This is a genomic window from Planctomycetaceae bacterium, from assembly GCA_041398825.1.
GTDB lineage: Bacteria > Planctomycetota > Planctomycetia > Planctomycetales > Planctomycetaceae > F1-80-MAGs062.
In genome coordinates this window covers 67,047-84,963 of sequence record JAWKTX010000016.1, presented here as the reverse complement: position 1 = coordinate 84,963, position 17,917 = coordinate 67,047, and the positions used below count along the sequence as shown (strand labels likewise).

General features: G+C 53.7%; 13 protein-coding genes. 7 read left to right on the top strand and 6 right to left on the bottom strand.

Features of this window, described 5'->3' with window-relative positions; translation table 11 throughout:
* Nucleotides 1-4: 4 nt before the first annotated feature.
* Nucleotides 5-1,159 carry an ABC transporter permease gene (locus tag R3C20_22945; protein ID MEZ6043366.1) on the bottom strand — a complete coding sequence of 385 codons (1,155 nt, stop codon included), beginning with the start codon at nucleotides 1,157-1,159 and terminating at the stop codon, nucleotides 5-7.
* A 1,045-nt stretch (nucleotides 1,160-2,204) separates the two neighbouring features.
* Between R3C20_22945 and R3C20_22940 the strand changes: the two genes are divergently transcribed.
* Nucleotides 2,205-3,977: a hypothetical protein gene (locus R3C20_22940; GenBank protein MEZ6043365.1), complete on the top strand. Its 1,773-nt coding sequence runs from the start codon at nucleotides 2,205-2,207 to the stop codon at nucleotides 3,975-3,977.
* A 190-nt stretch (nucleotides 3,978-4,167) separates the two neighbouring features.
* Here the strand turns inward: R3C20_22940 and R3C20_22935 are convergent, their stop codons facing one another.
* The 4 genes from R3C20_22935 to R3C20_22920 form a co-directional block, all read right to left on the bottom strand.
* Complete coding sequence (locus tag R3C20_22935) at nucleotides 4,168-4,626, bottom strand: hypothetical protein (protein ID MEZ6043364.1); 459 nt, start codon at nucleotides 4,624-4,626, stop codon at nucleotides 4,168-4,170.
* Between the two features lie 352 nt (nucleotides 4,627-4,978).
* Nucleotides 4,979-5,593: a flavin reductase family protein gene (locus R3C20_22930; GenBank protein MEZ6043363.1), complete on the bottom strand. Its 615-nt coding sequence runs from the start codon at nucleotides 5,591-5,593 to the stop codon at nucleotides 4,979-4,981.
* Between the two features lie 76 nt (nucleotides 5,594-5,669).
* A complete protein-coding gene (locus R3C20_22925) occupies nucleotides 5,670-6,257 on the bottom strand; it encodes a putative metallopeptidase (GenBank protein ID MEZ6043362.1) in 588 nt (195 codons plus the stop codon).
* A gap of 253 nt (nucleotides 6,258-6,510) precedes the next feature.
* Entirely contained in the window at nucleotides 6,511-7,170 is a 660-nt protein-coding gene (locus tag R3C20_22920; protein MEZ6043361.1) for a methyltransferase domain-containing protein, read from the bottom strand.
* A 304-nt stretch (nucleotides 7,171-7,474) separates the two neighbouring features.
* Here R3C20_22920 and R3C20_22915 point away from each other — a divergent pair, with 304 nt between their 5' ends.
* The 6 genes from R3C20_22915 to R3C20_22890 all read left to right on the top strand — a co-directional run bounded on the left by R3C20_22915 (nucleotide 7,475) and on the right by R3C20_22890 (nucleotide 16,202).
* Nucleotides 7,475-8,365, top strand: a complete 891-nt coding sequence (locus R3C20_22915) for a hypothetical protein (protein ID MEZ6043360.1) — start codon at nucleotides 7,475-7,477, stop codon at nucleotides 8,363-8,365.
* Nucleotides 8,347-9,474 (top strand): C45 family peptidase, encoded by a 1,128-nt coding sequence (locus tag R3C20_22910; protein MEZ6043359.1) that lies wholly within the window; start codon nucleotides 8,347-8,349, stop codon nucleotides 9,472-9,474. The genes R3C20_22915 and R3C20_22910 overlap by 19 nt, the downstream gene beginning before the upstream one ends.
* Nucleotides 9,475-9,526: 52 nt before the next feature.
* The gene (locus R3C20_22905) at nucleotides 9,527-11,113 is read left to right on the top strand and encodes a helix-turn-helix domain-containing protein (GenBank protein ID MEZ6043358.1); all 1,587 of its coding nucleotides are present in this window, start codon (nucleotides 9,527-9,529) and stop codon (nucleotides 11,111-11,113) included.
* 424 nt (nucleotides 11,114-11,537) lie between these two features.
* A complete protein-coding gene (der, locus tag R3C20_22900) occupies nucleotides 11,538-13,130 on the top strand; it encodes a ribosome biogenesis GTPase Der (protein ID MEZ6043357.1) in 1,593 nt (530 codons plus the stop codon).
* Nucleotides 13,131-13,395: 265 nt separating this feature from the next.
* The gene (locus R3C20_22895; GenBank protein MEZ6043356.1) at nucleotides 13,396-14,841 is read left to right on the top strand and encodes a PQQ-binding-like beta-propeller repeat protein; all 1,446 of its coding nucleotides are present in this window, start codon (nucleotides 13,396-13,398) and stop codon (nucleotides 14,839-14,841) included.
* Between the two features lie 161 nt (nucleotides 14,842-15,002).
* Nucleotides 15,003-16,202: a hypothetical protein gene (locus R3C20_22890; protein ID MEZ6043355.1), complete on the top strand. Its 1,200-nt coding sequence runs from the start codon at nucleotides 15,003-15,005 to the stop codon at nucleotides 16,200-16,202.
* A 146-nt stretch (nucleotides 16,203-16,348) separates the two neighbouring features.
* Here the strand turns inward: R3C20_22890 and R3C20_22885 are convergent, their stop codons facing one another.
* On the bottom strand, nucleotides 16,349-17,908 hold the full coding sequence (locus R3C20_22885; GenBank protein MEZ6043354.1) for a hypothetical protein: 1,560 nt from the start codon (nucleotides 17,906-17,908) through the stop codon (nucleotides 16,349-16,351).
* Between the last annotated feature and the right edge of the window lie 9 nt (nucleotides 17,909-17,917).

The following is a 17,917-nucleotide window of genomic DNA, read 5'->3' as shown; positions in this document are numbered from 1 at the left end:
TCCTTTAATTTGCTTTGAGTGAAGTCGCCACCGATATGTGAAGTGCCTTGAGTGCCGGTGGCAGTGCACCAAGGACGCCTAACAAAATCCCTGCGCCGCAGCCCCACAGGATGGCGACGCTGTCGATACGCAATACAAACGCTCCCATCGTAAATCGCACCGCGGTTTCATTCAGAAAGACGAGTGCGACGCCACCTGCCAGAAGCGAAGCGGCGGCAGCCAGCAGTACGCCTTCCTGCACAAGGCTCAGAAGAATTGCTCGCCGTCGATATCCGATCGCCTGCAGAGTTGCGATCTCGCGCACTCGACCGGCGACCGCTCCATACATCATGTTCAATCCGGCGAAGACGCCTGCCCCGGCTACCAGTATCACAACCAGCCATGCCAATAGCCGAACTGGTCGATAATGCTGTTGAAGCAGTCCGTAATAATCGATCTCGCGAATCGCCCGCAGCTCCAGATCGGTTCGCTGCTTGCAAAACAGCGAGACATTGGCTGCAGTTGCTTCCGGCGCAAGTAACATGGCCACCAGACTGATGTCCTGCCGCCGGGTCGCAGTTTGAAAATCCGCCAGCGGACACCAGATCTCAGATTCATAGGCTGCTCCCCCGGCAGAGAATTCGCCGCAGATCAGCCAGGACTGACCTTCGAATTCGATGGTTTGTCCGATCGCCAGATGGTCGTCGTCGATACCAAGTTTGGCAGATGCCAATCGCCCAACAATAACTTCACCCGCCTGCGGCCAACGGCCCTGCCTTAATCGCGCGCTGCGTCGAACGAGTGGGGCCTTGCGAGTGACACCTCGCACCAATCCCAAACCGCCAGAGCCATCGCGGAACCTGACACGCGTTCCCATGTACAACTCTGGAGACACATGCGGCACGCCGAACCGATTCCAAACGTCATCGATGCTGGCGGTCAGCAACTCCGGCGTCCGAGCCTCAATGGACGAGTTCTCGATGTTCTCCTCTGAGTTGACCGAATAGACCAGTACAACATCGGGATCCCCACTGATCGCCAGCGATTGTTCCAGCCCTCGAATGAAGCCCACAACGACGAACACCAGCATCACCACCGTCGCCAAAGCAACGAGCGTAAGTGCCGTTCGTACAGGCCGACGGGCCAGATTGCGAACACCATATTCCCAGGGAAGCAGCATCTGCGGTCGTGTCTGGTTCAGGGCAGGTATGAGATCATTCTCGACATCAAATAACCGGGCGCAAGCACAAATGCGCTGAGCCTTACGGAGGGAATTCTGTCGCGAATGGTGAATGCGAAATCCGCACGCCATTCAGGCGTATTGAGTCACACAGGTTTGGGAAGGCGGCGGAAGAAAAGAGGGCCGCAGCAAGGTTAAATCAGCCAGACCTGGAAAGCAGCGCGCGCAATGTGGCCACAGACCAAACGTGGCGGTGGATTCGCCGGAGCAGTCGAGCGGCAGTCAATCCTACAATTCGCGTCGGCATCCTGTTGAATAAACCAGTGAGCCAAAGCCAACTGGAAATCAACTGCTGCCACCCTGGGGCCATCCGGAAGCGTTGCACCTTCGCAGATACAGTTCGGGCAGGAACAGTTATTGTCTGGATCATCGCTCTTTAGCGGGGAATCGTCGCAATCTTTGTCTCGGTGGCAGCAGGGACACACCGAACGCACAACATCACCTTTCTGCAATGCATCCGAGTCGCAGGACATGCAACGGAACGGGCACAGCAGCAGGCTGGTGGTGAGCGTGAATGCGAGCAGAAATCTTCCCATTTCTGCAGCCTATCGCACGTGGGGCAGACAAGCAAGGTCGTTGTCCTGCTTTAGAACCGAGGTTCAGCGTATGGGATCCGTCCGCGATTTCCGGATTTCGATGCGACTTTCGCCGAAAACGCTGGCTTTTCGATTGGCATCACCGGAACGCCGCAGTGCTGGATCGACGCAGTGTTGGATCGACGCAGTGTTGGATCGCCGACGGTCGACGGGGCAACGGTTATTCAGGCAAGTGACCGATCTGGGGAGATCCCTCTTCAAAGTTACTCGCTGAACAACATCAATCCAAAAGGCCGGTCCGATCACTCCAACCCATCCAGTCAATCATTCGCGTTCCACCAAAAGCGAGCTTTGATACACGCAGGCTGAACTACTCTAAGGGTGTCTGTTTTGCTTCGATCCACACTCATGAGTCGTTCAGTCTCTTGCTCCTGCGTCGCGGAATCCTGATGAAATTCCTCCCTGAATGTGTTCGGTGTCATGTGCTGGTCTGGATACTAATTCCCCTGGGATTGGTCACAGCCATGGTCATGGCCATGCCATCTCTGGTCGTTCTCGGCTTGTTCCTGATGGTTATCCCGGGTTTAGTTCTTGCCGTGATTCCGACGGTGTTTGTTTACCTGCTTGCCACGTTTCTTGTTCGACTTTCTTTGCCCATTCGGTCGGAGATGACTGCCAACCTATTGGCGTTCATGATAACGCTGGGACTGAGTGCAACGGTGATGTGGCCTTTGCGATCAATCGAGCAGAACAAGTTCATTCAGGCGGCGCGACCGGAGATCATTCCTACCCAAAAATTAACGATTGGGGGGAACGTTCTTCTCGAGTGGAAGCAGCAAAAATCTGCACGTGACAAGGCTATTGAATGTGACTTCCTGTGCGCAGCCCTGCTGGACACACCGGGGGTCACCAGCGTTACACGAGTTTGCGAAGAGGGTTCGGCCACGTTTCGAAAAGGCGGGGGAAATCCGGGTACTCTTGTTGTTCCAGTGGAACCGCAGTCAATCCTGCAGAAGTTTGCAAGGCTGCAACAGGATCGCCAGTTTCATAGTCGGGCTTCGATGCAGGAAGCGGACCGCTCAATTCAGTCCGAGTGGGCGTTGCGGATTTCACGGGGAGAGGAAATTCGACGCACCACGCCGATGGATGTTGACGCGATTGACTGGACGATCAAGTACGAACGGCTTCAGGGCAAGGCACAGCCACAGGTGGAACGTATCGAAGTTCGAAATCGAAATGGAGACGTCGTTGCACGATCGTCTCTGGTCCGTCATTCGATCCCGGGACGTCTCTTCTGGTTCGGGTTTGATGTCGGTAGTTCTGCAAATGGATTTGCATCCGCCGAATTCACCGTTGGTCGTTCCAAAGTCTCCAACCAGGCTCGCTATTACCAATTCGATAGTGCGGTGGAGCTTTTGCGCACCGTCAGTATTCCACAACCGACGCCTCAACCTCACATGATTGCCGAAGCAGAGCGGGCATTGACTGATGTGCTCAATAATCCCGTTGCAACGGAATCCGAGCTTTTGATTGCTCCGATGTGGCTGCAGCAATTTCGGTACACGGCCGATCACAACCAGTTTCATTTGATCGATCGCATCCTGTCAGACGATCGGATCGCCGATCCTGCCCACGCCTTGCGCGTTGCACTGTCTGGTAAAGCAGATTTGACGCCGCTGCGAGCCGGGCTTGTACAAAGATATCTGAATTCCAGAGACCCGGGTGCAAAAGCCTGGTATATCAGTTCGCTTGTTCGTCTGAAGGACGGTACCTTCGCGGAACCAACGGAGAATGAACAGTTGATCTGGCGGCAGGCACTGGAGGTCACAGAAGCAGCACCATTTGTTGAACGGATGGCAGATCTGGGACCCGATGCAGTTCCGCAACTGATGGCGTTGCTGGATCAATCTCTCGAGATGCCCTGGCATGCACGCCGTCAGGTCCTGAGTGGCATTCGTGAAGCCTGCAAGCGTCTTGGCCCGGAAGCTGCGGGTGTGATACCAAGGATTCAGGCACTGATTGAAAATTCTCCGACCTCGCTTCTGAATTCTCGCAGCGATCGACGGGAGTGGCTCATTGCACTGCATCTTATGGGGGTTGGCCTCAGCGATTTGCCATTGGGTCTTCCGACTTCCGAATCCGCCAGACTGGCGGCAGAGTTCCGAAGCATCCAGCAGCAGGCCCGGCGATATTCGGACCGGCGGCAATCTGCCGGCAGTTAGCTTAGCTGTCCGTTGGAAAATCAGGACAGGTGCGCAGGACGACTGTCAGCGATCGTGTTTAAATGTCTCCTGGTCGAGCCAGCCCCGTTTTTCAACAGGCTATCTGGTCAGCCCAGCCGCTCTGCATCCTGTCGAAACATTACGGAGGACCGGGGTCAATGCGGTTGTAAGCAGTGAGAAACAGGTTTCGTCAGTCGCCGCCACCCACATCGATCAAAAAAGCGGTTTGCAGCAACCGTGATTCGTGTCGCTCGTGGGAAACGAACCACATCATCCAGTCCCGCAGTTCACGCTGAATGGATTCCACCCTCTGACCGAATTGTTCGTCAGAACAGACACCAATCATGCACTGCAGATTCTGCAGCTGGCTGTAGAGCCGTCGATATTCGTCCTGAAGATGACGCACTCGATTTGCCCAGCAGGGTCGCTCATCGATGACCTCCTGCATATAGCCGCCACGAGCCTTCAGCTCATGTAATGAATGAAGCGACTCAACGAGTGCGTCAAGAATCGCCGAGATCCACTTCCGCTCTGAACAATCCAGTTGCTCGCCAAGGAGATCACGAAGGTCTCCTACCAGCAGGTAAACCAGTCGAGTACGGTTAGCCAGTTGTTCGGTTACATACTGACTCTCAGGATTCTGTTGCATCGATGTTCTCCTCATGCCAGATGTAGCGATGTCCCGGATCCATCGGGGTGCGGGAGGCGACGAAACTGCAAGAGACGCTGATCCGGGGGCTCCCGACCATTCAGGCAGGTTATCAATTCTTCTACCGTGACTGTGGAGCGAAATGGCGAAAAGTTGACGACTACTTCTTTCGGCGGATTTTCTCCAGAACTGGTCTTGCAGGTCGACTCGATTACCGTGGCAGCGCACTCGCAGTTTCCCGGGAGAATCCTTCAGAGATGTTGAACCGTGAGAGCCAGACACACTCGACTGCATGCGCCGGGTTATCGTGGCGCTGGACCGTGTGGTTCTGAAGTGCGGATGCGGGAGCGGCTTACGCCTGGCGAGGGCGTTCAAGCTCATAGATGTCGGATGTGCGGGAGTAAAAGTTGCCTCCCATGCGGCCGATCAGGTGTAACTTTCGGACATCGGCGAAGCCGGATTCGTCCAGGACATGGTCTGCGATCGAGATGTGCTGGATGCTGCCCACAACAATATTGGCACCACCAGGGCCGCTTCCAATCGCGTGCTCCTGCAGGAGACTGCATTCGATGCTTGCCGGACTGATGGCCACTGTGGGGGCTTTGACCGTTTTGGAAGCCGTTTCAGGTATATCACAGGCCGCAAATTCCGATTCGGATTCGGGCAGGTCCGCTGCGGATTCATTCATCAGTACGGCAAGTTCTTCCGTGACAACATTTACAACGAATTCACCCGTTTCGCGGATATTGCGAAGAGTATCCTTGGGGCTTCCATCGAGTCTGTTGGCGGGACAGAACAGGAGAGTCGCTGGACGAGATCCGACGCCGGCAAAAAAACTAAACGGCGCGATGTTGGAGAGCCCGTCTTTAGATCGCGTTGAGACCCAGGCGATAGGCCGCGGAGCAATGATGCGCGTCAGATGCTGGTACACAATCGAAGCTCGGGTGGATGCGATATCGATTTCCATGAAACACCTGCTTCTGGTTTCTTGTCCTGCCGGGTGAGTTTGCTGCCCGCGGTTTCATCTGAATAAGCTCGGCGATTCACGCGGCATCACGAACTTCGACAAGACGAGGCGTTTGGATTCGCAGCCCGACAACGGCTCCGAATGACTTCTGCAGGTTGATGAAGTCATGATTCAGGAATGTATACAGTGAACGATCTGGTCGTGAAGCCAGGTACTCTTTTGCAAAGACCGCCATCTGCTTGTCGTAGGCTTTCTGACTTCCGCTGTGCATGTAACACGCCCCTTTGAACCGTCGGATGTCGCCATCAAACAGGGGACTGATGTGATAAAGTTCGTGGAAGACTGTGATGATCTTTTCATCGAATGACAAGTTCAGAAAACGGGGCAGATAGAAAGTGAGCACATAGAGCGCCTCTTTTCCGTTGTGGCGAATGGGATGAATCGTCCACACTCTGCCGTTGCGGCGTTCGGTTCGTCGGCCACCTTCAAACCGAAGCGGTGTCAATTTTGCCTGCATACCCCAGTCGACACTCGATCGAGTCTGTGCGAATGTAACGACCACTTCCGACATGCGGACGTGGAGGAATTCCGCATGCCGACTGCAGATATCAATGCACAGTCGTTCCATGGCCGCGCAAAAATCGAATGTCCCGGCACCCGACATAACCCACTCCGCTCCTTCGAAGAGACTCCGGTTGACAGAGGTTTGTCAATCTCGTTCATGCTGCTCAAGTGCACTCAGGTGCAATTGACAGACATCAGCTCCAAATCTGCTTGTTCGTCCAACGAACCATTCCGACGCTTTTTAGGGACGCCACGGCGATTGCTCAATACCGATATGTCGCCCGATCGACGTTTCCGGGGCGAAACCCAGCGTGACGAAGCGCCATCGAATTCATCGGCCAGTCTGCCTGCAATTAACGCCGAAGGACGATCAATTGAAACCGCACATGCGTTGGGGCCAGGAGTTCATTCTGGTCTTCATCAAGAATGGACACTTTCCATCCTTCATCTTCTGCCAGATGAATGAAAAGTGGGGAGTTCGCCCGCCCAGCGTCACCAATCCAGACGACGCCGTTTTCTGCCAGCATTCGCGTAATCGTATTCAGCAGTGGTCGATGGTTGGCAGAATCGTACAGGACATCGCTTGCAACGATGAAATCGTATGTTTCATCCGGGGGATTGCGCCAGTCGACTGCCTGCCCACGGGCGTCAGAAAAACCGTTCAGCACCGCATTTCCACACGCCATTTCCACAGCCGATGGAACCAGATCCGTTAACGTGACATCCAATCCTGCCAGTAACCCGGCGATTCCCGCCAGGCCAACGCCACACCCAAGTTCCACCGTTTTCAGGCCACGCGCGAATCCATTGGCCTGCGCATGACGCAAAATGCATCGAGCGGTTCTGGGAGCGGCATCCCAAAGCAATCCCCAGTAAGGATCGGTTTGATGATCGCCATTCGCCTCTCCCTGAACCGCCTGCTCCAGAATCTGATCGGGATGAGCAGGAATATTGATCGTGATCGAATGCCCTTCGATGGGCAAAGTGATCGTCCTGGTAAAGATTCTGGTCATTCGTATCGGCAGTATTCGACGGCAGGTGAATCGGGCAGGATCAAACAAAGTTCCAGGGACAAGGCATGGATCACAACAAAGACCGCTGAAACCTGATCGGGATCTTGTCTGGCAGACGACGCAGCGTACAAAAGTCCGTGTCAGCAAGACAGCCCGTCTGTTCTGATTATCGCGGGTACAGATGGCCGGTTGTCGATCGGCGTTCCGGAGGAATTACCAGACTATGCAGCATGGATGTTCACTGAAACGGTGGATATGCTACTGATCTTGCTTCGACGCAATATTCAATGAAGGAGAGTAGGCAATGGTCAGTTTGCTGGTGATGGATTGTTTTCGGGCAGCCACTTACGCTGCTGCAGCTTTGCTGGGTATGTGGACCCTGACGCCGCACCTGTATGCGGTGGAATCATTCGGCGCAGCAAGCAGCGTTGTTGAAACAAGTGTCGTTGAAACAAGCGTCGTCAAAGGAGCCGAAACTGCATCGTCGGATGAAGGTACCCATTTGGAATCGCTGGTCGCTGGTCTGAAACCCCTATTCACTGCCGGACAACAACAACAGTTTCAGGTTTCTATCCAGGCTTCGGTAAAGATTGATAACAGGCCTCAGCAGATCGACATCGTCCTGAAGAAGCTGGATGCACACAGCTTCGACCTGACGTTGGATCACGCTGACTATGCATTGCACATTCGGCGACGCGATGATGTCACTGCGTTGATACTACCGAGGCACAAGCGTGTGTTTGTTGGGCAGGGTGTCGTTGGTGAGGCGGATCAACTATCTCCTGAGGGTTGTCTTTCTCGACTCATTTCGGAGCATTCACAGTTGGCCATGCTTCGGATGGCTGCTGACACCAACACAGATCTGACTTCTCTGGTGGCCGGCATGCTGGCTTTTACGGACATGAAGTATTCAGCAGAACAACAGTCGTGGACGATCAGCGGCAGTGTCGAAGTGTCCTTACCTCAGGCCAACAGACTACTGATTCGACACAAGGACGCTTCGCTTCAAATCGACACCCGTTTTGAAATCGAAACCCCTGCCAGGATTGATATGAAGAACTGGGGCAATTTTGATGTTCAGCAGATTTCACGGGACGAACTGGAACGTACAGTCGTTCGAGGAGTACGCCGAGCGGGGAAATCCTGCTGCCTGGTCAGAGTCTGCTCACGCCTCCAATGGCGCCGCGTACCGTAAAGAATGGTCGCCTCGAATGGATCGAAGGCCAGCGCGTCGCAACACTCTGGGGCACTCCCGAAGAAATTGGAACAGCTCACGGTTTACTACTACCCGATGAGTCACGAAGGTGCATCGAATCAGTTCTCTATACCTTTGGTCTGGCGCATGTCATCCGCACAGGGCACTGGTTTCGTCAGGATCTCATGGCGGCCTATGAACGACTGTCACCGTTTATTCCGGAACGGCACAAGATGGAAACACGAGCCATCGCTGCTGCGTTGAACATCGATGCCGAAACGGCAGAAACGCTGAATGTCTTTCCTGAAATGTTCCACTGTTCCGGATTTGCAGTCTTTGGTTCAGCAACGAAAGACGGAAAGCTGTATCACGGTCGCGTTCTTGACTACATGACAACTATTGGTCTGCAGGACGCAGCCACGACTTTCATTATCGAACCGAAGGGGCAAATTGCGTTTGCAAACGTTGGTTACGCGGCATTCACCGGAAGCGTCAGTGGCATGAATGCCGAGATGATTTCACTGGGGGAAATGGGGGGCCGCGGTGAAGGCAACTGGGACGGAGTGCCTATGGCAACGCTCATGCGTCGCGCGCTGGAAGAATGTCGAACGCTGGATGAAGTCAAACATTTGTGGACAGAGAATCCACGCACTTGCGAGTATTACTATGTTTTTGCAGATGGAGAAACGAATCAGGCTGTAGGGGTTGCGGCGACTCCCGAAAGTATCGAATTCATCGATCCTGGTCAGGGGCACGAACGACTGGGAGAAGGGATCCCCGATGCTGTCGTTCTTTCTGCAGGAAGTCGTCTGGAGGAATTGCGCCGTCGGGTCAAAGAGAAGCACGGATTGATCGATGAAGAATTGGGGATGTGGTTGATGAGTCGCCCGGTGGCGATGCAGTCTAATCTGCACAATGTCTTATTCATTCCGGCTGACGGAGTCTTGTATGTCGCAAACGCCAGCCACAGGAAACCTGCGGCGGAAATGCCATATGTTCGAATTGATTTAAAGAAGATGCTGTCGTCCAATGCACGGCAAACCCAAGTGCCCCGACGACCTCAAATCCTCAGCCAGGAAGCCGCAGTCGTTCTGCCTCTGGCAGAATAGCCGTGGCGAATTCGCAACTACGATTGACGACGGGCTCTGAAAGGAATGCTGAGTGGCGCGCCCACGACGACTGAACTGGACGCAATTGATCGAAGAAGGACCATCGGCCATCATCGCGCTGGATGGTGACTGCCGGATTCGAAGTGTAAGTCCGGGGGTGACTGAATTAACCGGGTGGACCAACGATGATCTCGGTTCACTGCGTTGTTATCGCACGGCAGCCAGCGATCAGGAACTTCCCGGGGAAAATCCGCTTGTCGATCTGGTGACTTCGTCTCTGGCTCCACCCGATATCTGCCAGCAGGGGATGACTGCAGAGATCAGCACCGTATTGCCGGATGCAAAAGGCAATTCAGTGTCTGTGAACCTGACATTTGTTCCTTTGCAGGAATCACTGCCCGGCACGGAGCCTTCTATGGCTGCAGCGACGCTGGTGATACTGAATCGTTCGCCCATAGAAACGCAGATAAAGAGCGTTGCCTCCGGTTCACTGAAATCCCTGCACGCAGAAATCAACGCACTGAGGCTGGACCTCAGGAGGCGGTTTGGTCGCGAAAACTATCTCGGTAAGTGTAGCCTGATGCGGCGCGCACTGCGGCAGGCGGAATTACTGAAATCGACAGCTTCGCCTTTTGCTGTCTCTGGCCCTGAAGGAAGCGGTCGGCGGCATCTGATTCGCTTGATACACTTACAGTCTCCCCTGTCGGACCAGTCACTGGCTTTTCTTGACTGCCATCTGCTGGCATCTTCGGTGCTGCTTTCGACACTACACCAGCTGCGGACTGCGGGTGGGCCCGTGTCAACAATGCCACATCATCGCACTGCTCTGCTTGTGCTTGTCGAACTCCAAATGTTGCCGCTGGATGTTCAACGATGGCTGGTCGATCATTATGCGTTTGATTCCATCGACGATCATTCGTCGGTCGGCGATAAACCCAGCGGAATCAAGTCATCAAGTGTGACGACCGGTAATGTCCAGACGCCCGTTCGTCTGGCCGCGACCAGTCAGTACCCACTGTCACAGTTGCTGAATGATGGTCGCCTTCTGCCGGAACTTCACGCCCGTCTGTCGGATATCGAAGTGCAGTTGCCGCCGTTAAATCAACGCGGTGACGACGTGTTGCTGTTGTTTCAGCACTTTATGGACCAGCATCGTCGAGACCATAAATCGCCTGCTACGACGTTTTCAAAGGAGGTTCAGGACCAGTTGCAGGCGTACCGATGGCCGGGGCAGGTGCGAGAATTACATGGAGTGGCCAGCGAAGCCTGCAGGAATTGCACCGGTTCAGTCATTCTGCCGGAACATCTTCCCTGGCATTTTCGAGTTGCACAGGACGCCCAGCGGAACGCCGGGGGAGCAAAACCGACCATCATTCAGCTGGAAACTTTGCTCGAACAATTCGAAGTGGAACTGATCACCGCAGCGATGGTGGAATGTGAAGGGAACAAGACCGAAGTTGCCCGACGACTCGGACTCACGCGACCGAAACTCTACCGACGCATGAAAACGCTGGGGCTGGATGCTGAGGTTGACGAGGACGGACCCCTGGAACCATCAGATTCAACTGCCGTGCAGCAGACTCAATCTGAAGTTGTGGATGAACAGGTCGAGACGGGGATTTCCACGGACGAGCATTAAGAGATCATCTTAGCCACAGAAATTTGCGTCAAAGTCCGGGTTGTTTCGAGAAGGCTTCTGGGAAGTCTGACGCCGACGGGCCCGCAGCAAGGGGCGGCCGTTTTCGTCTCTGGCACACCAGAAAATGCCAAAGGTGAGAGTAATTCGAGTAAAATCCCGGGCAGAATGTCAGGAATTGGGATGGTCTCGATTGGTTCATTCACATATCCGGCACTGTCAGTGGTGGATGCTGCATGCGTCGAATAAGCTGTGCGGTTCAAGTCAGCACTGTTGGTACATCAGGCGGTTGCGATCGTGCTGATTCCAGGACACAGGTTGCGGTTTGTGTATTTCTTTGAGCTGCAGTTCGGGAACGCTGGATGCGTTTCCGAATGGCAGATTGGATTCGGGTCGAGGGCGAAGCCCTTGGTGCAGGGGTAGAATTATGTCACTTCCAAAAGTGGCAATTGTTGGTCGTCCGAACGTAGGCAAGAGTTCTCTGCTGAACTGGCTGGCTGCGCGATTAATTTCGGTCGTGGATCCGACCGCAGGCGTAACACGCGATCGCGTCACATGGATCATGCACGAACTGGGTCGCTACTTTGAACTGGTGGACACCGGTGGTATTGGCATCGTCGACAGCGACGATTTGTCTGACGATATCGAACGACAGATCGACATCGGTCTGGCTGAGTGCGATGTCCTGATGTTTGTGGTTGACGCCAAAGCCGGCGTGACACCGCTGGACAGGGAAGTTGCCGATCGGATTCGCAAATCGCACAAGCCCGCTATCCTCGTTGCAAACAAATGTGATTCAACAAAGTCGGACATTGATGCGATTGAGTTTCTGCAGCTTGCCAGCTTGCCGATGATTTGCACGAGTGTGAAAGCCAATCGCAATCGCCATGAATTGATAGAGTTTATTGTAGAGAATCTTCCCGAAGCCGCTGCTTCCGAAAATGATGAAGGCGATGAACTGCTGATGCCAGCCGATCTGCGACTCGCCATTGTTGGCCGTCGAAACGTCGGTAAAAGCACCTTCATTAATCAAATTGCTGAATGCGAACGTGTGATCGTCAGTGAAGTTGCCGGCACGACTCGCGACAGTATTGACGTGCGGTTCGAAGTCGACGGGAAGGCGTTTGTCGCTATTGATACACCCGGCGTACGCAAGAAGAAAAGTCTGGCCAACGATATTGAGTTTTACGGCCTCGTCCGGGCTCAGCGAAGCATTCGTCGAGCCGACATCGTGCTGATGTTCTTTGATGCGACGCAGACCATTTCGAAAGTCGACAAGCAGCTTGTTGAGGAGATATCGCAGCATTGCAAACCGTGCATTTTCGTCATCAATAAATGGGACCTGGCTCTGGAAGCCGAGATGACTGGCGAAAAGTGGGTCGACTATCTGACGAAGACGTTCAGCTCGATGCGGCATGTTCCGATTGCAATTCTGACAGCCAAAGACGGACGCAATATTCGTAAACTGCTGAATCTGGCTCAGAGCGTATTCAAGCAGGCCAAGAAACGAATCACGACAGGTCGACTGAACCGAGCAATACGAACGGCAATCATCCGCAATCCTCCGCCGATTCGGAAGAACAGAAGACCCAAAATCTACTACGCATCACAGGTCGACGGTGTTCCGCCGACACTCGTGCTGAAGTGCAACGAACCTGGTTTGATGGACGAATCGTGGAAGCGATACTTGCTGGGTTTCCTGCGCGAAGTTACCCCGTTTCGTGAAGTTCCCATCCGCTTGATCCTGCGAGCCCGCGGAGAAGTTGATCCGGATTACAAGCCTTTCGGTCGATCTGCTGATGGAGATATGCTGACAGATCAGGGTGAACTGGATTCTGATGATTTCGGCGAAGAAAGTTATGATGATGTTGGGCACGGGATCCTGTCTGAGGACTGGGACGAATCCCGCGAATCTGATTCCTCAGATCAGTTGCCGGACGACAGCCTGTTCGACGATGAAGAGTTTGAAGATTCTGATGAAGACGATGAAACAGGTGGTGTGCACGACTATACATCGTAGAGATGCATCCGGAGTCCTTCCGGAAATATCTGGCAGTCATCGTGCGATCTCTGAAGAACAGAGGAGTTCGAACGAACTCCTTTCGTAGTGACTTCGCGTATTGTGGTCCTGAAATGGCCTGTTCTGTATTCGTGACCGGGCGCGTACAATGACCGTCGCATGAAGCCTTTGCGCCGAATTTGACTGAAAGACGGTGAATGAAGTCTTGAGCGAAATCCTCTTGTCATTTCCTGCCTCAATCCTTCCCACGGGAGTTTCGCATACGATGCGATCGCAAATCGTAAAACGACTGGCCTGTCCGGCACCACGGGTGGTAACCGTTTGTCTGGCCATTCTTGTCATCGCAGGACCTGTTAATGCAGAAGACTGGCCCTGGTTTTTGGGCCCGCAGCATACTGGTGTTTCGACAGAAACAGGGATTCACCTGGACTGGACCAGTCAGCCCCCTGCGATGCTCTGGAAACAACCCATCGGAACGGGTTACAGCGCGCCGTCGGTCATGGGAGATCGCCTGGTCATCCATCACCGCGTGGACGACACCGAGGTGATATCGTGCCGAAAGGTGTCCGACGGAGCAGAAATCTGGAAGCAGTCGTACAAGAGTTCTTTTGCTGATCCGTACGGATACAACAATGGTCCACGCTGTTCGCCCGTGCTGACGGAAACAAACTGCTATACGCTCGGTGCCGAAGGAATGCTGACGTGTGTGTCTATGCAGGACGGCGAGATTGTCTGGCAACGGGATTTACAGCGGGACTTTGACCTGCCTGAATGGTTTTTCGGAATGGGATGTTCTCCCCTGCTCGACGGCGACCGCCTGATTGTCCTGGTCGGTGGTCAGCCAAATTCCGGTGTCGTGGCGTTTGACATCTCCACAGGCAATACAATCTGGCAGGCTGTGGGGAAGGACACTTGGGACGGCTCGTCTACAGATGTTGCGGGGAAGACATATCAGTGGAGCGGCGACGAGATGGTCGTCAGCTACTCGTCTCCGATCATCGCGGAAATTCATGGTCAGCGGCACCTGCTGTGTCAGGTTCGGCAGGGGCTGGTGTCATTGAATCCGGCGACTGGTGAAGAGAACTTTCACTATTGGTTTCGGCCGCGGGTGCACGAATCTGTTAATGCCGCTGTTCCCGTTGTGATTGATGATCGTATTTTTCTTTCTGCTGCGTATCAACTGGGATCGGTGTTGCTGCAGGTGAAGCCCGATGGCAAAGGTCTGGATGTCATCTGGCGGGACCCTCGGAATATGCTGGCACACTGGTCGACACCCATTCATGTGGATGGATTCATTTATGGGTTCAGTGGCCGGCACGAGAACGAAGGCGAACTGCGGTGCATCAGTCTGCAGGACGGAAAAATTCAGTGGAAGACGGATGGATTTGGTGGAGATATTTCGCAACTGGCTCGCGACCGTGAGACTGGTCATATCATTGATACAAAAAGCGGTAGACATATCCCCTATCCGTATTTTGGTCGCGGTTCGATGATTCAACTGGGCGACCGATTCATTGTGCTGGGGGAACGCGGAACGTTATCTGTTGTTTCGATCAACCAGAACGAATTCAAAGAGTATGGCCGGACTTCGTACGACGAAATCCACTATCCGGCCTGGGCGGCTCCCGTACTGTCAAACAAACGTCTGTATCTTCGAAGCGAAGACTGGCTGGTTTGTCTGGATGTCAGTCGTCCTGAAGGGGCCGAGTAATTCCTCGCAATACCAATTCCAGCTGGGAAGAGCTCACATTAAGTTCTGTCGCGGCAGTCGCGAGACAATTGAGAAGCTGATTTTCTGCAAGTGGTATTTGCTTCTGTGGTACCGACATGACCTGTCATGATTCGATAATGCTCCCGCTTTAGGAAACACAAATGATTCGATCATTCGTCCTGTTTGTTCTTTGTTTGGTTGCGGTTCCGGCTTGCGGAGCTGATCAGGCTGGTTCTCCGGCAGAGCGTTTCCTGCATGACGGCGAGTTTGCCAAAGGCGAGACAGCCTTGTTACTCACTCTTGACGCGAATCCGCGAGATGACGAAGCCCGGTTCGGTCTTGGGGTCATTCAGTTCATGCGAGCCGTGGAAAATCTGGGTAAAGCGCTGTATGAGTATGGAACGCTCTCAGAAAAAGCTACAGAACCATTTCTCCGGTTGCCAGTGCCCGTAAACCCAAATCCGTCGGCTATTAGTTACAAAGCACTTGGGCGGGTGCTGGATGCATTTGCCAATGATCTTCGACGGGCGGAAGCAACTCTGGCCGAAGTCTCGGACGATCATGTGAAATTGAAACTGAGACTCGCAGAAATCACTTTCGATTTCACCGGTAGAGGCGACCAGCGAACAACACTGCTTGCACTGATCACCGGGTTAAATGGCAGAAGGTTCGATTTTCAGGAATCGAATCCGGATTTTCGGATCCATTTTGATCGAGGTGATGTGGCGTGGTTGAGGGCTTATTGCCATCTGCTGTGCTCGATGGTGGAAGGCTACCGGTCAGTGGACGAAGAAGCGGGGTTTGAGCGCCGAGTCAGCCGGATTTTCCCAAACATCGAGCCCTCGGTGGTTAAGACCGAGGAAGTTCATTGGCTCAGACTTAATGTCGTGGATACACCGCGTCTGAGGCGAATGCGTATGCACCTGGTCAGGGTGTGCGAACTCAATCGGGAAACATGGATCAGCATCCGAAAGGAAACAGATGACGATTTCGAGTGGCTCCCGGGGCCGAATCAGACCGACCAACTCGGTCTACCGCTATCGAATGACAGAATTGACGCCTGGCTGCGAATGATGTCCGAGCTTGAGGGATTGCTGAAGGGAGAACGATTAATCGCCAGTTCTTTACTGGAGTTTCTGCACCGCGAGCACGAGCACGGGAAGGGCCTGAATGTAAAGAAATTACTGGACGACCCGCCGGCCGATCTGCTCAACTGGGAACGCATCCAGAAGGATGGGGTTGACGCAAAGTACCTGGAAGCCGAACGGGATAAGCCCGTATTTGACGTCTCCGTTCTGTTTCCAGTGATGCAAATGTTCAATGATACATTTGGTTTCGCCCGTGCCGCTCGGCTCAATTGATTCGTGTCGAGTGTGGCTTTCTACGGTCTGAATTCAAAATGCTTTTGATCGATTTCTTTCAACCGCGGCCGCACTCATTCTTGAGGCGTCAGCAGGATAAGCCCTTCAAATCGTTGATGGGAATCGGCGGCCTGTCAAAGAGGCACTCACGAATGCTGGCTCAATTCGTCCCAACGGCTGACAATTCGAAACTGAATCGGAAGCAGAACAAACAGCCAGACCCAAAACAGATTGATCACGCTGGCCAGAAAAAGGCTGACATGCCAATGGTGCGTGCTCGCGATCGCACCGGGCAGCAACAGCGTCCGTTCAATCAGCAGCAGGCTGCAGGAAAACGCGGGCGTGGTGAGCAGCAATGCCAACGGAAGCGCTGCCCATCGGGTGTAAAGTGACAGCAATACGGTGATGTGGCTACTGATCAGCACCGTAGCAATCATGGTCACAATGAGCGGCGCGTTAAGGCGCATCGAAATCCCCTGAGGGTCACACCAGAATGCAACACACAACGCAATCAGGACCGGCAGGCTTGCGAGGATTGCCGCCATAAGTTTTTCTGATAGCAGCCGAACGGTGCTAATCGGAATCATCGCGAGTGAGGAAAGAGTCGACTGGCGTACTTCTGTAAAGATGCTGCCTGCCGAGTACAGCAGCACTTCGGCATAGAATGCCAGTAGATACGTCAGAAAACAGATCCATGCTCGATCTCCGTGCAGTACAAAACCCAGGTGTGGGTCTGCCGCATTCTGGACGAACGAAAACGCGGCGAGAATCATCCCGTACGTGAGAAGCTTGACTCCCCAGAATGGCCATCCCCCGGTGAAGAAAAGAAATTCTTTCCATGTCATGGGCAGCTTCCAGCAGCGACCAATGGTCCAGCGTCGCACCGCAGGGCTGGCTTCGGCCATCCCCGACTCAGCGGGTTGACTCCACTGATTGAACATCAAAACGCTGGTCGCAAACAGTGTCAGTCCGGCGCCGACATCCCAGAAAAACTGTGTTGATGCGAAGTCCGGATTCAAACTTGAGATACGCAGAATCTGATCCAGTTGCATCGTGACAGACATCTTGTGTTGAATTGAAACAAGTGCATTCAGGGAATCGACAAACCAGGCCGGTAGCCATCCGGGCCCGATTGCTGCCAGACCAGACGCCACGATGGGATCAATTGTGAAAAAAAGAGCCAGAATCGTCACCGCCAGCGTGGCAGCGCGACCAGCTGTCTGGCATCGAATGCTGCAAATCAACGAGAGATTTGCCACAAATACCATCCATGCGGCCAGCGCTAAATAACTGGAGATGATTTGTCTCCAGGTGATGCCTCCCAGGGTGATCGCAAGAAAAGTAAACGGCAACTGTGCAATCAGCAGCATCATGGAACTGATGATGCGTGATGTCGACTTGCTGAGGATAATTGCGATGGGAGTTACCCCGGCGAGACGCAATAACGCCAGATTTCCGGAATCTTTTTCTTCCGTAACAGCTGAGACGAAGTAGCTGACTCCAGAGACTGTAATCAACACAACATTCAGGAATGTGATTGACTGAAAGAAGCGAAGCCCGGGCCCGACTCGACCGAATAGATCGACAAACGAGGCCGTGATGGAGAACAGCATAAACACCGCGAAGCCCGCACGCACCAGATGCGGTCCGATGGCCCGTGCGTCGGCTTGCAGTGACCAGTGGAAGAGCGTTCGCGTCGCAGACACCTTGAATCT

Bases quoted from the DNA above. Each gene is read 5' to 3' on its own strand.
- R3C20_22940 (MEZ6043365.1), top strand. From the start codon at position 2,205: ATGAAATTCCTCCCTGAATGTGTTCGGTGTCATGTGCTGGTCTGGATA.
- R3C20_22935 (MEZ6043364.1), bottom strand. From the start codon at position 4,626: ATGCAACAGAATCCTGAGAGTCAGTATGTAACCGAACAACTGGCTAAC.
- R3C20_22915 (MEZ6043360.1), top strand. From the start codon at position 7,475: ATGGTCAGTTTGCTGGTGATGGATTGTTTTCGGGCAGCCACTTACGCT.
- R3C20_22890 (MEZ6043355.1), top strand. From the start codon at position 15,003: ATGATTCGATCATTCGTCCTGTTTGTTCTTTGTTTGGTTGCGGTTCCG.
- R3C20_22930 (MEZ6043363.1), bottom strand. From the start codon at position 5,593: ATGGAAATCGATATCGCATCCACCCGAGCTTCGATTGTGTACCAGCAT.
- R3C20_22925 (MEZ6043362.1), bottom strand. From the start codon at position 6,257: ATGTCGGGTGCCGGGACATTCGATTTTTGCGCGGCCATGGAACGACTG.
- R3C20_22945 (MEZ6043366.1), bottom strand. From the start codon at position 1,159: ATGCTGCTTCCCTGGGAATATGGTGTTCGCAATCTGGCCCGTCGGCCT.
- R3C20_22910 (MEZ6043359.1), top strand. From the start codon at position 8,347: ATGGCGCCGCGTACCGTAAAGAATGGTCGCCTCGAATGGATCGAAGGC.
- R3C20_22895 (MEZ6043356.1), top strand. From the start codon at position 13,396: ATGCGATCGCAAATCGTAAAACGACTGGCCTGTCCGGCACCACGGGTG.
- R3C20_22920 (MEZ6043361.1), bottom strand. From the start codon at position 7,170: ATGACCAGAATCTTTACCAGGACGATCACTTTGCCCATCGAAGGGCAT.
- der (MEZ6043357.1), top strand. From the start codon at position 11,538: ATGTCACTTCCAAAAGTGGCAATTGTTGGTCGTCCGAACGTAGGCAAG.